We start from the raw sequence: 14321 nt of genomic DNA on the forward strand, positions 1-14321 counted from the left end.
CACACAGGGGTCGGCTGATCCACGCACTGTACCTGGCGGAGCTTGGGAGTGCCGCCCGCGTGCGGTGCCTCGACCAGCGGGACGACCGCGGACCTGGTGTCATCGGTCGTCGAGCCGCTTGCCGAGCCGGCTCACCTCGTCCTGGAGGCCGCGCACCATCCGGTACAGGGCCTGTACGGCGACGACGGACACCCCGTTGGCGTCGATGGGGTGGATGGTCCGGTCGTCGGCTCCCAGCCCGAGGGCGGCGTACCAGTCCTGTGCCATGGGACCGAGGTGCCGTACGCCCTCCTCGCCCCGGTAGCTCCATGTGCTCACCGGCAGCGCCGCCACGGCACGCAGCACCGCGTACCCGTCCGTGGTGGGGTTGTTGCCGGTGGCCTCGGTGCCGGCGTCCGGGTCGGGCGGCCACAGGACGGGGTCGATGTCGCACTTGAGGGCACGGTCGCTCGCGCCGCCGCCTGCCTCGCCGTACGTGCCGTACGGGAGCCGGCGCTGTCGGGACTGCCTGGGATCCGGTTCCGGCCGCTTCTCGCGGTCGATCTCCTGAAGGAGTTCGATGCCGAGGACGGTTTCGGGGTGCTCGTCTCCCAGCACTCTGCGGAGCGACTCGACGACCAGCTCGCACACCGGCCGGGCCGCGGCGGCCCCCTCGGTCTCGAGGGTGGCGATGGCCAGGTTCATCCGGACGCGGAGTGTTTCGGGGTGGTCCTCGCCCAGTGCCTGAGCACAGTCCCGGGCGAGATCGCGGAACAGGCCGCGGACCGGGAGAGGCCCCTCGATCGTGGCCCGGACGGCCGCGTAGTTCGACCAGGCCTGCAGCGTCTGGGGATGCCCGTGGCCGAGGTGCTGCTCGCGGCGCGAGGCCACGTCCCGGAGGTCGTCGATCGCCGTGTCCGGATCGGCGTCCAGCCGGCACAGCGCCTCGACTTCGGCGGCCTCGGTGCTGAGGGGATGGTCCGGGCCCAGCAGCTCCTCGCAGCGCTTCCGCACGGCCGTGGCCATGGACAGCGCGTCCTCGGCCGAGCCGCAGCGCTGCGCCCAGTAGGCCAGCGAGATACGGATGCGCAGGCTGGTGGGGTGGCCGGGGCCCACGGCCGCGTCAGCCTGGTCGGCGAGCCGGGTCAGCAGGGCGCATGCCGTGTCGTGGTCGCCCGCGCGTGCGGCGGCCCAGGCGTGGGAGTGGCGGGCGGCCAGCGCGGCCGGGTCGTCCGGCCCGAAGGCGGTGATCATGTCGGGCAGCAGCTGGTCGAGTTCGATGTGCGCGTGGATCCAGTTGCCCGACCGGCCGCCGGTGCGGGCCATGCCCCAGCGGGCGAGCAGCCAGAGGGTGCGGTCCCGGTCGGGGTGAGCGGCTTCGCTCCGGGCGGTCTGGGCGTAGAGCCGGTTCGCCTCGTGCCAGCGGCCCATGTGCCCCAGCCAGAGGGCCCTGCGCAGGGCGGCGAGCCGGGTGAGGATGTGGTCCGGTCCCAGGTGGCGTGAGCAGTCCGCGTGCAGGTCCGTCGTCAGCTCCAGGGCGCGGCGGACGTCCTGGGTGTGGCCGGTCCAGAACGCGAGTGCGTGCCGTGCGGCCAGGGTCTTGGGGCTCGCCTCGCCCAGCTCCGCGTCGGCACCGGCGACGAGCCGTGCGGCCGCGTCCCGTGCGAGTTCCGGTTCGCAGGCGGCGCTGAGCCTGGCGACGGCCTGCGCCAGCGCGTCGAGCCGCTCCTGGCCCGTCGGCCAGACCACGAACTCCTGTGCCGAGGAGCAGGCCAGTACGGCATCGGCGGCGCCGTCCCAGCCGCCGATCCAGGTGTCGGCCGACAGGCGCGGGGTGAACTCCCTGTCCTGCCGGGTGCCTGAAGTGCCCTGACGGTCCCGGAGGTTCTGCCAGGACTCCTCCCAGTGGGCGTAGTCGATGTCCAGGGCGCGGCCCTTGCCGCTGGCGAGGGAGTCGATGCAGCGCAGCAGCGCCTCGACGGTGTGCCAGTCGCCGTTGCCGACGCCCGCCTCACGGTCTCTCAGGTAGCCGTAGAGGGTCTCTCGCCCGATGGTGAAGGACGGGCCGGGTGCGTCCCGAGCCGGCCTGGAAGCCTTGACCACTTGTGCGACGGTGACGTCGCCCTCTCGCATGAGCCGGGCGAGCTCCGCCCGGAAGTGCCGCCACGTCTGCACGGTGCCCTCTCGACGGAGCCAGTCCGGGACAGTTGTCCATGGTGTCCGGGACGGTCCGGGGCCGTCCAGCGGAATCGGCCAGTCCGGCAGCTGTTCCCGGACGTCCGGGTTTTCTCCGCCCGGGGCGTGCGCGGGGTGCACTCGTCTCAGGTGCCCGGTGCTGCCGGGCGGTTCTGGGAGGTGCCGTGCTTCACTTCGTCGTCGGTCTGCTCGACGGTTCGCCGTTCGTCGCCGTGCTGGCCCTCACCGTGCTCACGGGCCCGGTGCTGCTCCGGCAGGTGCTGCTGTTCCTCGGTTTCAGGTGGGCCCTGCGCGGCGCGCGGCAGGACGCGTCTCGTGTGTCGCTGTTCACCACGTACTCCGCCGCACTGACGGCTCGGCGTGCACGCAGGGCCCGACGGGGTGGGCCGGGGGCACGGTCGCGGTGACGGGGAGGGCACGGTGGCGGGAACCGGTACGAGCGGCAAGGCACGGTGGCGGCAACCGGTACGAGCGGGAAGGCACGGTGGCGGCAACCGGTACGAGCGGCAAGGCTCGGTGGCGGCAACCGGTACGAGCGGGAAGGCACGGTGGCGGGCACGGTACGCCCTCGACGGCGGCCGGGAGGCGGCGTGTGCCCTCCCGGCCGGATCGGGTCGCCGGGCGGTCAGCCCGCTACCGCCACCGACGGCTCGCCGGAGCTGACGCCGTCCTTCTCCATCTGCTCGGCCAGCTTCATGGCCTCCTCGATGAGGGTCTCCACGATCTTGGACTCGGGGACGGTCTTGATGACCTCGCCCTTGACGAAGATCTGGCCCTTGCCGTTGCCGGAGGCGACGCCGAGGTCGGCCTCGCGGGCCTCGCCCGGGCCGTTCACCACGCAGCCCATGACGGCGACGCGGAGGGGGACCTCCATGCCGGTGAGGCCGGCCGTGACCTCTTCGGCCAGCTTGTAGACGTCGACCTGGGCGCGGCCGCAGGAGGGGCAGGAGACGATCTCCAGGCCGCGCTCCTTGAGGCCCAGCGACTCCAGGATCTGGAGGCCGACCTTCACCTCCTCGGCCGGGGGCGCGCTCAGCGAGACGCGGATCGTGTCGCCGATGCCCTGGCTGAGCAGCGCGCCGAAGGCGACCGCCGACTTGATCGTGCCCTGGAAGGCGGGACCGGCCTCCGTGACGCCGAGGTGCAGCGGGTAGTCGCAACTCTCGGCGAGCTGCTTGTACGCCTCGATCATCACGACCGGGTCGTTGTGCTTGACGGAGATCTTGATGTCCCGGAAGTCGTGCTCCTCGAAGAGGGACGCCTCCCACAGGGCCGACTCGACCAGGGCCTCGGGGGTCGCCTTGCCGTACTTCTGGAGGAGGCGCCTGTCGAGGGAGCCCGCGTTGACGCCGATGCGGATCGGGGTGCCGTGGTCCCGGGCCGCCTTGGCGATCTCCTTGACCTTGTCGTCGAACTGCTTGATGTTGCCGGGGTTGACGCGGACCGCCGCGCAGCCGGCCTCGATCGCGGCGAAGACGTACTTCGGCTGGAAGTGGATGTCGGCGATGACCGGGATCTGCGACTTGCGGGCGATGGTGGCGAGGGCGTCGGCGTCGTCCTGGGTCGGGCAGGCGACGCGGACGATCTGGCAGCCGGAGGCGGTGAGTTCGGCGATCTGCTGGAGGGTCGCGCCGATGTCGGACGTCCGCGTCGTGGTCATCGACTGGACCGAGACGGGGGCGTCTCCGCCGACGGCCACGGATCCGACCTGGATCTGCCGGCTCTTCCGGCGCTCGGCGAGCTTGGTCGGAACGGACGGCATGCCGAGAGAAATCGCAGTCATCTGCTGTGCAACCCCAAGTCGTGGATCAAGGTCCGGTCCCGTGAGCAGCGGGCTCCGAGCTTCGAGATTACGGCACATGCCTTGGCGCGGGCACATCCCCGTCGCATTGCCACTCAATGGGAGGCGGCCCGGCACAAAGTGTGCCGGGCCGCCTCGAACGCCGTATGACTAGGAGATTCTCACCGGGTTAACCACGTCCGCGATCAGGACCAGGATCGTGAAGCAGATGAAGATCCCGGCGACCACGTAGGCGACCGGCATGAGCTTCGCCACGTCGAAGGGGCCCGGGTCCGGCCGGCGCAGCACCTTGGCGATGTTGCGGCGCAGCGACTCCCACAGCGCGCCCGCGATGTGGCCGCCGTCGAGCGGCAGCAGCGGGAGCATGTTGAACAGGAACAGGGAGAGGTTGAACCCGGCGACCAGCATGAGGGCCATGGCCAGCTGCTGGGTGGGCGGGATGTCGAGGGTGAAGATCTCGCCGCCGACGCGGGCCGCGCCGACCACGCCCATCGGGGAGTCGGCCTCGCGCGGGGCGCCGTCGAAGGCCGCGTTCCACAGGGCCGGGATCTTGCCGGGCAGGGCGGCGAGGGAGTCGACGGCCTCGCCGATCCGGTCGCCCATCCAGGTCACGGACTCGCCGAAGTCCTGTTTGACCACGCCGGTGGCGGCGCTGAAGCCGAGGAAGCCTGCCTGGACGTACTGGCCCTCGACGATCTGTCCGCCGGAGTCCTTCTTGGCGACCTGGTTGGTGGCGATCTTCGCGTGCAGGGTGACGTCCTGGCCCTTGCGGTCGACGACGATCGGCACCTCCTTGCCGGGGGTGGCGCGGATGAGGTCGGACAGCTTGTTCCAGTCGTCGGTCGGCACGCCGTTGAAGGAGACGATCTTGTCGCCCGCCTTGAGGCCGGCGGCGGCGGCCGGGCTGGCCGGGTCGCCCTTCTCGCACTTGTCGCGGTTCTCGCTCTGCGCGATGACGCACTGGGAGACGGAGCTGACCGTGGTCGTCTGCTGGGTGATGCCGAAGCCCATCAGGATGGTGAGGAACAGCGCCACGGCCAGGACCAGGTTCATGAAGGGGCCCGCGAACATCACGATCACGCGCTTCCAGGGCGCGCGCGTGTAGAACATGCGGTTCTCGTCGCCCGGCCTGAGCTCCTCGTACGCGGCCGAGCGGGCGTCCTCGATCATGCCGCGCCACGGGGAGGTGGAGCGGACCTCCAGCCGGCCGTCGGGGCCGGGCGGGAACATGCCGATCATGCGGATGTAGCCGCCGAACGGGATGGCCTTGAGCCCGTACTCGGTCTCGCCCTTCTTGCGCGAGAAGATCGTCGGGCCGAAACCGACCATGTACTGCGGCACGCGGATGCCGAAGAGCTTGGCGGTGGACAGGTGCCCCAGCTCGTGCCACGCGATCGAGAACAGCAGGCCGACCACGAACAGACCTATGCCGAGGATGAACATCAGGGTCGTCATGCACGGGCCTCCGCCGTCTGTGCCGCCAGTTCCCGGGCCCGGGTCCGCGCCCAGGTCTCCGCTTCGAGGACGTCCGACACGGTGAGTGAGGTTCCCGTACGCGGGGTGCCGTGCTCCTCGACGACCCGGGTGACGGTCTCCATGATCCCGTTGAAGGGCAGCGCGCCCTGGCGGAACGCCTCCACGCACTCCTCGTTGGCCGCATTGAACACCGCCGGTGCGGTGCCCGCGAGCTCGCCGACGTGCCGCGCGAGGTTCACCGACGGGAAGGCCTCGTTGTCGAGCGGGAAGAACTCCCAGGTCGAGGCCTTGCTCCAGTCGAAGGTGGGCGCCGCGTCGGGCACGCGCTCGGGCCAGCCGATGCCGATGGCGATGGGCCCGCGCATGTCGGGCGGGGTCGCCTGGGCCAGTGTCGATCCATCCGTGAACTCAACCATCGAGTGGACATACGACTGGGGATGCACGACGACCTCAATGCGGTCGAAGGGAATGTCGTAGAGGAGGTGTGCCTCGATGACCTCCAGGCCCTTGTTGACGAGGGTCGCGGAGTTGATCGTGATGACCGGGCCCATGGCCCAGGTGGGGTGCGCGAGGGCGTCCTCGACGGTGACGTGGGCCAGCTCCTCCTTCGTACGGCCGCGGAAGGGGCCTCCGGAGGCGGTGACGACCAGCTTGCGGACGTCGGCGCGGGTGCCGGCGGCCAGGGCCTGGAAGAGGGCTGCGTGCTCGGAGTCGACCGGGATGATCTGCCCGGGCTTGGCGAGGGCCTTGACCAGCGGGCCGCCCACGATGAGCGACTCCTTGTTGGCGAGCGCGAGGGTGCGGCCCGCCTCCAGGGCGGCCAGGGTCGGGGCGAGGCCGATGGAGCCGGTGATGCCGTTCAGGACGGTGTGGCAGTCGGACGCCGCGAGCTGTGTGGCCGCGTCCGGGCCGGCGAGGATCTCGGGGAGCGGGTCGCCCGTGCCGTACTGCGCGGTGAGCGCCTCGCGCAGGGCGGGTACGACGTCCTCGCGGGCGACCGCGACCGTCCGCGCCCGCAGCCGGTACGCCTGCTCGGCGAGGAGGGCGACGCGGCCGCCGTTGGCGGACAGGCCGGTGACCCGGAACCGGTCGGGGTTGCGCAGCACGAGGTCGATGGCCTGCGTGCCGATGGACCCGGTGGAGCCGAGGATCACCACGTCCTTCGGGCCGTCGCCCGCTACGGGGTCGTAGACCAGATGGGGATCGGCGAGGGGGGCTGGACTGTCGCTCATTCCTCCATTGTTGCCGTAAGCATCGTGTGTGAGGACAGCGCATCCCCCTCGCGGGGGCGCGCGCCGCGCTGGCTCGCGCCCCCATGAGTGCCGCTGAGTGCCGCTGAGTGCCGCGTTTGAGTGCCGGCTACCGGATCGGCCGGTGGACGTTCTCCTTCTGGCTGGGTCCCGGTGTCGCGTCCGCGATCCACGGTCCCTCGCCCGACGGGTCGACGATGCCGCGCTCCAGCCACTCGTACGTGCCCGACAGGACGCCCTTGACGACCTTGCGGTCGAGGTCGTCGGTGTTGGTCCACAGCCGGTTGAAGAGCTCCTCGATCCGGATGCGGGACTGGCGGCAGAAGACGTCGGCGAGCTGGTAGGCCTCGCGGCCGTGGTCGCCCTGGCTGCGCAGCAGTTCGGCGCGTACGCAGACCGCGCTCATGGCGAACAGTTCGGCGCCGATGTCGACGATCCGGCCGAGGAAGCCCTGCTTGGACTCCATCCGGCCCTGCCAGCGGGACATGGCGTAGAAGGTGGAGCGGGCGAGCTTGCGGGCGGTGCGCTCGACATAGCGCAGGTGCCCGGAGAGGTCCACGCCGTGTTTGAACTCGCCGTAGGTGGCCGGGAGCTGGCCGGGGCCCGCGACCAGCTTGGGCAGCCACTTGGCGTAGAAGACGCCCGCGTTGGCGCCCGCGCGGGCCTTCTCCCCCAGGGACTTCCCGGGGTCGATGAGGTCGCCGGCGACCGAGAGGTGGGCGTCGACGGCCTCGCGGGCGATGAGGAGGTGCATGATCTCCGTCGAGCCCTCGAAGATACGGTTGATCCGCAGGTCACGCAGGAGCTGCTCGGCGGGGACGCCGCGCTCGCCGCGGGCCCGGAGGGACTCGGCCGTCTCGAATCCGCGGCCGCCGCGGATCTGGACGAGTTCGTCGGCCATCGTCCAGGCCATCTCGGAGGCGTAGAGCTTGGCGAGGGCGCCTTCGATGCGGATGTCGTTGCGGTCCTCGTCGGCCATCTGCGAGGCCAGGTCGGTCACGGCCTCCAGGGCGAAGGTGGTGGCCGCGATGAAGGAGATCTTGGAGCCGACCGCCTCGTGGTGCGCGACGGGCTTGCCCCACTGCTCGCGGGCCGCCGACCATTCCCGGGCGATCTTCAGGCACCACTTGCCGGCCGCGACACAGGAGGCGGGCAGGGAGAGCCGTCCGGTGTTGAGCGTGGTCAGGGCGATCTTCAGGCCCTGGCCCTCCTCGCCGACGCGGTTGGCGGCGGGGACGCGGACCTGGTGGAAGCGGGTGACGCCGTTCTCGATGCCGCGCAGGCCCATGAAGGCGTTGCGGTTCTCGACGGTGACGCCGGGCGAGTTGGTCTCCACGACGAAGGCGGTGATGCCGCCCTTGTGGCCCTCGCTCCTCGGGACCCGGGCCATGACGACCAGCAGGTCGGCGACGACGCCGTTGGTGGTCCACAGTTTCACCCCGTCGAGGACGTAGTCGTCCCCGTCGGGCACGGCGGTGGTGGCGAGGCGGGCCGGGTCGGAGCCGACGTCGGGCTCGGTGAGCAGGAAGGCGCTGATGTCCGTGCGGGCGCAGCGCGGCAGGAAGCGCTCCTTCTGTTCCTGTGTGCCGAACAGCTTCAGCGGCTGCGGCACGCCGATCGACTGATGTGCGGAGAGCAGCACGCCGATCGCGGGGCTGGCGGAGCCGGCCAGGGAGAGCGCCTTGTTGTAGTACACCTGCGTGAGGCCGAGACCGCCGTACTTGGTGTCGATCTTCATGCCGAAGGCGCCGAGTTCCTTCAGCCCGTCGATCACCTCGTCGGGGATGCGGGCCTCGCGCTCGATGAGGGCCGCGTCGACCTTCGTCTCGACGAAGTCGCGGAGCTTGGCGAGGAACTCCTCGCCGCGCTGGGCCGCCTCGTCGGGCGGGAGGGGGTGGGGGTGGATGAGGTCGAGCCGGAAGCGGCCGAGGAACAGCTCCTTGGCGAAGCTGGGCTTGCGCCAGTGCTGTTCCCGGGCGGCCTCCGCCACCTCACGGGACTCCCGCTCGGTGACGGCGGGACGGGAAGAGGGGGTGGTGGAAGCGGACATGATGGCCACCTCGCCGCATATAGGAATGTTGAGGACGGTACGTTACCGATCAGTGCTACTGGATCGTTGGTACCCGAAACCGGACGCTCCCACCAGTCCTCGCGCATCCGTTCAGCCGATGGGGCGGAACACTCCGGGACTTGTCGGGGGCCTGAGGACGGTGTTGCATCGAGGTGTCCCCCCGGGAACGGCCGCCCTTCTGGCGCCGTTCCGGAATTCCGTATCGAAGCGCTTCGACAACCTATGGACACGTACTCCCCGCTGGAGCTACTGTCGGACCACCCTCACCCACTCATATCAGCAACGCGCATTGTCGAAGCGCTTCACAAAGCTTGGAGAGCTGGATGGTCACCCTCGCCGAGGTCGCCCAGCACGCCGGAGTCTCGGCGAGCACGGTGAGCTATGTCCTCAGCGGCAAGCGGTCCATCTCCGCGACCACCCGGCAGCGGGTCGAGCGGAGCATCCGCGAGCTCGGGTACCACCCGAACGCCGGGGCCCGTGCCCTGGCCAGCAGCAGGTCGAACATCATCGCGCTGATGGTCCCGCTGCGCACGGACATGTACGTGCCCGTGATGATGGAGATCGCCATCGCGGTGGCGACCGCCGCCCGGACGCACGGGTACGACGTGCTGCTGCTCACCGGTGAGGAGGGCCCGGACGCGGTGCGCCGCGTCGCCGGAAGCGGGCTCGCCGACGGGATGATCCTGATGGACGTCGAACTCGACGACGAGCGGCTGCCCTTGCTGCGCGCGACGGACCAGCCCTCCGTGCTGATCGGGCTGCCCGCCGAAACCACCGGTCTGACCTGTGTCGATCTGGACTTCCGGGCGACGGGCGCGCTGTGTGTGGAGCACCTGGCGAAGCAGGGGCACCAGGACATCGCTGTCATCGGCGAGGCCCCGGCCGTCTACGAGCGGCACACCGGTTTCGCCGAGCGCACCCTCGACGGGCTCCGGTCCAGCTCCCGGGAGCTGGGCGTGCGGCTGCTGCACCGGCCGTGCGAAGGCGGATACGACGCGATGGCCGTGACGCTCGCCCGGATCCTCGACGAACGCCCGGACACCTCGGGGATCATCGTGCAGAACGAGTCGGCGGTCGAGCCGCTGCTCGCGCTGCTGCGGCAGCAGGGCCGGGCCGTGCCGGAGGACGTGTCGGTGGTCGCGATCTGCCCCGACCAGGTCGCGACGCAGGCCTCGGTACGGCTCACGTCGGTCGCCATCCCCGCGCAGGAGATGGGCCGGCACGCCGTGGAACACCTGGTCGCCAAGTTCGAGGGGCGGGGCAGCGACGAGGTCGTGCTGCTCGCGCCCGAGCTGACGGTCCGGGGCAGCACGGGGCCGGCGCCCACCCGGCCGTAAGGCACACCCCGCCCCTTCTCCCGCCCTCCTCCCGGGGCACCCCCATGTCCGTACACCCCTGTCCGCACACCTCTGTCTGCACTCCCCCAGGAGCTCAGGAGCCCGCCACGTGAATCAGCCTGCTGAAACCCAGTCCCAGGTGAGTCTGGCGCAGTCCTCCCCCACCGTCGGCACGTTCCGCGAGCGGGGCGGCGCGCTGGAGTGGAGCGGCCGTCAGGAGACCGTACGGATCGAGCCGTGGGGCCCCGACGCGGTCCGGGTGCGGGCCCGGCTCGGCGGCCCGGTGCTCGAAGGGCTCCCGGGCGCGCTCCTCGACGAGGCCCCCGCGACGCCGTCCACGGTGAAGATCGAGGACGGGCGCGGGCAGCTGACCGTCGGCACGCTCACCGTCGAGGTGAGCGCCGAGGGCCTCATCCGCTTCCTGCGCACGGAGGACTCCGCCGAGCTGCTCGCCGAGGACCGCGCCCATTTCTGGTGGCCCGGCTCCCGCCTCTACACGGCCGTCGGCAACGGCCACCACCGCCTGGAGCAGCGCTTCGCCGCGTACGACGACGAGAAGCTGTACGGCCTCGGCCAGCACCAGCACGGGCGCCTGGACCAGAAGGGCCTGGTCCTCGACCTGGTCCAGCGCAACGCCGAGGTCGGCATCCCGGTGCTGACCTCCAGCCGCGGCTACACGCTGCTGTGGAACAACCCGGCGATCGGCCGGGTGGAGCTGGCGCACAACGGCACACGGTGGGTCGCCGACTCGGCCCGGCAGATCGACTACTGGATCACGGCGGGCGACCCGGCCGCCGCCCAGCGCCGCTACAGCGCGGTGACCGGCCGGACGCCGATGCTGCCGGAGTGGGCGGCGGGCTTCTGGCAGTGCAAGCTGCGCTACCGCACCCAGGACGAGCTCATGGCGGTGGCACGGGAGTACAAGCGGCGGGGGCTGCCCATCTCGGCGATCGTCTGCGACTTCTTCCACTGGACGCACCTCGGCGAGTGGAAGTTCGACCCGAAGGAGTGGCCGGACCCGGCGGCGATGGTGCGCGAGCTGGAGGAGCTCGGCATCAAGCTGGTGGTGAGCGTCTGGCCCTCGGTGTCGCCGCTGAGCGAGAACCACCCGGTCATGGAGCAGCGCGGGTACTTCATCGGCACCCAGTACGGCCCGATGGCCCACGCCGACTGGCCCGACAAGGAGGTGGCGTCCACGGTCCAGGTGGCCTTCTACGACGCCACCAACCCGGAGGCCCGGGAGTTCGTGTGGTCGAAGGTGAAGGAGAACTACCTCGACCCCTACGGCATCACGGCGTTCTGGCTGGACGCCTGCGAGCCGGAGCTGAAGCCGGGCTTCTCGGAGAACCTGCGCTACTGGGCGGGCCCGGGCCTGGAGGTCGGCAACATCTACCCGGCCGAGAACGCCCGCACGTTCTACGAGGGCCTCGTCGCCACCGGCGAGGAGGAGGTCGTCAGCCTCAACCGCTCGGCCTGGGCGGGCAGTCAGCGCTACGGCGCCGCCCTGTGGTCCGGGGACATCGGCACCGACTTCCCGACCCTGCGCCGCCAGATCGCCGCCGGCCTCAACACCGCGCTGTCGGGCATCCCCTGGTGGAACACCGACATCGGCGGCTTCCACGGCGGCGACCCGGACGACCCGGCGTACCGGGAGGTGATGGTCCGCTGGTTCCAGTTCGGCGCGCTGTCCCCGCTGATGCGCCTGCACGGCTTCCGTGACCCGGGCATGCCGCTGGGCCCTGCGATGACCGGCGGCCCGAACGAGGTGTGGTCGTACGGCGAGGAGGCCGGGGCCGTCCTGGAGAAGTACCTCCGGCTGCGCGAGCGCCTGAAGCCGTACGTCCTGCGCGTCATGCGGGAGGCGCACGAGGAGGGCCTGCCGGTGATGCGGCCGCTGTTCCTGGAGTTCCCGGACGACCAGGCCACCTGGTCGGTCGACGACTCCTACCTCTTCGGCCCGGATCTGCTGGTCGCCCCGGTGCTCACCGCCGGCGCCACCGCCCGGACGGCGTACCTCCCGGCGGGGGCCACCTGGACGGACGCGTGGACGGGTGAGACGTACGAGGGCGGTCGGTCCGTGACGGTCGACGCCCCGCTGGACCGCATCCCGCTGTTCCTGCGGGACGGGGCGCGGCTGCCCGTAGCGGAGTAGCCGCGTCAGCTGGAGGGGTGGCCGGTTCGATGGAGGTCTTCCGGCCACCCCTTCCGCCTGTTCGGCCAACTTTCGTCCACCGCAAGCGGGTTCGAGAGGATACGTTCCCTGCGTGTCCACGTCACCCCTCGCCCTCACGCTGGCGAATCTGCTGCTGCGGCCGGGCTCCGGCTCCCGCCGTGACCCGGACCGGATCTTCGACCGCATCGTGGTGGAGGCCGGTGAGGCGCCGGGGGACCGGGAGTTCGTCGACGGCTTCCGGTCGCTGCTGGGGTGGTGGGCGAAGGCCGAGAACCTCACCCCGGTCGGCTGGCAGTCGGCGCAGGTGCACGTGCGCCGGCATCTCACCAACCGGGCCCGCGTCCTGCGGCTGATCGCCGAGCGTCCGGAGATCGAGCGGGAGCCGATCGAGAAGCCGGTGTTCGTCGTGGGGCTGCCGCGCACCGCCACCACGGTCACGCACTCGGTGCTGTCGGTCTCGGACGAGCACCGGTGTCCCCTGCTGTGGGAACTGCTCGGGCCCGACCTGGAGTTGCCGCCCCGGCAGCGGCGCAGGGCGATCACGGCCGGACGCCGGCTGGTGCAGGGCACGGACCTCTTCGCACCGCGTTTCCGCGACATCCACGCGATGGCCGCCGAGGGCCCCGAGGAGTGCACGTTCGCGCTGCCGCACGCCCTGATGCCGTTCTCCCAGGCCCGGATCCCGGAGTACCTGGACTGGCACTGCGAGCGGGACTTCGTCGCCGACTACCGGTACCTCAAGCAGGTCTACCAGGTGCTCCAGTACGGCCGTCCGCGGCGGCGCTGGATGCTGAAGTCCCCCATGCACCTGGAGAACCTGGACGCGCTGCGCACGGTCTTCCCCGACGCCACGATCGTGTGGTGCCACCGCGACCCGGTCACCGTCGTGGCGTCCTTCTGCTCGCTGATCGAGCACGGCATGGCCGTCAGCACCCGCCCGCTCGATCTGGCCGGCATCGGCGCCACCTGGCTCGGCTTGCTGAGCCGTGCCATGACGCGCGGCCTCGCGGCCCGGGCCGCCATTCCGGCGGAGCAGCTGGTGGACGCCCCGTACTCCTGGCTCGGTTCCGACCCCGCCACCGGGGCCCCGAAGCTCTACGCCGCCGTCGGCGCCCGGTGGACCGAGGCCGACGCCGCCCGGCTCCCCGCGGCCGTCGCCCGACCCAAGGGCACCCGGAAGCACACCTACGACCTGTCCCGCTACGGCCTGACCCGCGCCGAGGTCGAATCGGCGTTCGCGGACTACAACGCGCTGCGGGCCGAGGTCGACCGCGCCTGACCGGCACGGCCGGCCCCGGCCCCCGCGACGGATCAGCTGCTGCTGACCGTCAGGTTGTTGGTGGTGAAGTTCAGCCCGCCGGACGACGAGGTGACCTCGTAGCCGAACTGGACGTCACCGATGGTCTCGTTGCCCATCCAGCCCTTGGTGTCCTTGATCCACTTCAGGATCGGCAGGATGTTGACGGTGCCGGAGCTGGAGTTGGAGGTGCGGATGAACGAGAACACCTCGTTGGCGCCGTTGGTGCCCTTGAAGACGTTCCAGGAGTGGCCGCCGAGACTGACGCTGCCCTGCGAGGTGCCGATCGGGCCGACGGGGCCGGTCTTGTTGACCCAGAGCATGATCTCGTAGTCGTGGTCCGTGTCCCAGATGTCGTACGACGTGTTGTACGCGCCGGAGGACGGGACACTGACGTTGTAGCTGCTGGACAGCGAACCCAGCGAGGTGATCGACTTGTTGATCGCCTTCGTCTGGTTCGGGTAGGACTTGATGCCGCCGGTGTTGGGGTGGTTGGCCCAGACACCCCAGTTGGTGCCGGAGTTGGCCCAGATGCACTGGCTGCCGGCGCCACTGCCCCAGATGTTGTTGTAGAGCGTGTAGCCGTTCAGGTTGGTCTGGCCCCACTGGTCGCAGGAGTTCCAGACGGCGGCCGAGGCGGGGGCGGAGGCGAGGCCGATGGTCACGCCGAGTGCCAGGGCCGGGGCGAGCAGGGCCTTGGTGACCCTGCTCCGTGTGCGTGTTGCCATGGTGTCCCTTCCA

Annotated in this window: 10 protein-coding genes; 4 read left to right on the forward strand and 6 right to left on the reverse strand. The window is 70.8% G+C overall.

The features are described from left to right. Positions 1-99: 99 nt before the first annotated feature. Positions 100-2154: a tetratricopeptide repeat protein gene (locus ACH4G3_RS38545; RefSeq protein WP_397628848.1), complete on the reverse strand. Its 2055-nt coding sequence runs from the start codon at positions 2152-2154 to the stop codon at positions 100-102. A gap of 185 nt (positions 2155-2339) precedes the next feature. Between ACH4G3_RS38545 and ACH4G3_RS38550 the strand changes: the two genes are divergently transcribed. After that, positions 2340-2582 (forward strand): hypothetical protein, encoded by a 243-nt coding sequence (locus tag ACH4G3_RS38550; protein WP_397628849.1) that lies wholly within the window; start codon positions 2340-2342, stop codon positions 2580-2582. Between the two features lie 218 nt (positions 2583-2800). On the opposite strand, the gene ispG is transcribed toward ACH4G3_RS38550, so the two are convergent. The 4 genes from ispG to ACH4G3_RS38570 all read right to left on the reverse strand — a co-directional run bounded on the left by ispG (position 2801) and on the right by ACH4G3_RS38570 (position 8752). Next, complete coding sequence (ispG, locus tag ACH4G3_RS38555; RefSeq protein ID WP_397628850.1) at positions 2801-3958, reverse strand: flavodoxin-dependent (E)-4-hydroxy-3-methylbut-2-enyl-diphosphate synthase; 1158 nt, start codon at positions 3956-3958, stop codon at positions 2801-2803. Between the two features lie 168 nt (positions 3959-4126). After that, a complete protein-coding gene (locus ACH4G3_RS38560) occupies positions 4127-5419 on the reverse strand; it encodes a M50 family metallopeptidase (protein ID WP_397629059.1) in 1293 nt (430 codons plus the stop codon). Between the two features lie 8 nt (positions 5420-5427). Next, entirely contained in the window at positions 5428-6684 is a 1257-nt protein-coding gene (gene dxr / locus ACH4G3_RS38565) for a 1-deoxy-D-xylulose-5-phosphate reductoisomerase (protein WP_397628851.1), read from the reverse strand. A 127-nt stretch (positions 6685-6811) separates the two neighbouring features. Beyond that, positions 6812-8752, reverse strand: coding sequence for an acyl-CoA dehydrogenase family protein (locus tag ACH4G3_RS38570; protein WP_397628852.1), 1941 nt, complete (start codon positions 8750-8752; stop codon positions 6812-6814). A 344-nt stretch (positions 8753-9096) separates the two neighbouring features. Here ACH4G3_RS38570 and ACH4G3_RS38575 point away from each other — a divergent pair, with 344 nt between their 5' ends. The 3 genes from ACH4G3_RS38575 (at position 9097) to ACH4G3_RS38585 (ending at position 13562) form a co-directional block, all read left to right on the forward strand. Continuing rightward, positions 9097-10110, forward strand: a complete 1014-nt coding sequence (locus ACH4G3_RS38575; protein ID WP_397628853.1) for a LacI family DNA-binding transcriptional regulator — start codon at positions 9097-9099, stop codon at positions 10108-10110. A 109-nt stretch (positions 10111-10219) separates the two neighbouring features. Next, entirely contained in the window at positions 10220-12262 is a 2043-nt protein-coding gene (locus ACH4G3_RS38580) for a glycoside hydrolase family 31 protein (RefSeq protein ID WP_397628854.1), read from the forward strand. 112 nt (positions 12263-12374) lie between these two features. After that, entirely contained in the window at positions 12375-13562 is a 1188-nt protein-coding gene (locus tag ACH4G3_RS38585; protein ID WP_397628855.1) for a sulfotransferase family protein, read from the forward strand. A 32-nt stretch (positions 13563-13594) separates the two neighbouring features. On the opposite strand, the gene ACH4G3_RS38590 is transcribed toward ACH4G3_RS38585, so the two are convergent. Further along, positions 13595-14308 carry a glycoside hydrolase family 12 protein gene (locus tag ACH4G3_RS38590; RefSeq protein ID WP_397628856.1) on the reverse strand — a complete coding sequence of 238 codons (714 nt, stop codon included), beginning with the start codon at positions 14306-14308 and terminating at the stop codon, positions 13595-13597. Positions 14309-14321: the final 13 nt, after the last annotated feature.

It is taken from the genome of Streptomyces afghaniensis (genome assembly GCF_044327915.1).
In the GTDB taxonomy this organism is placed as follows: Bacteria; Actinomycetota; Actinomycetes; order Streptomycetales; family Streptomycetaceae; genus Streptomyces; species Streptomyces afghaniensis.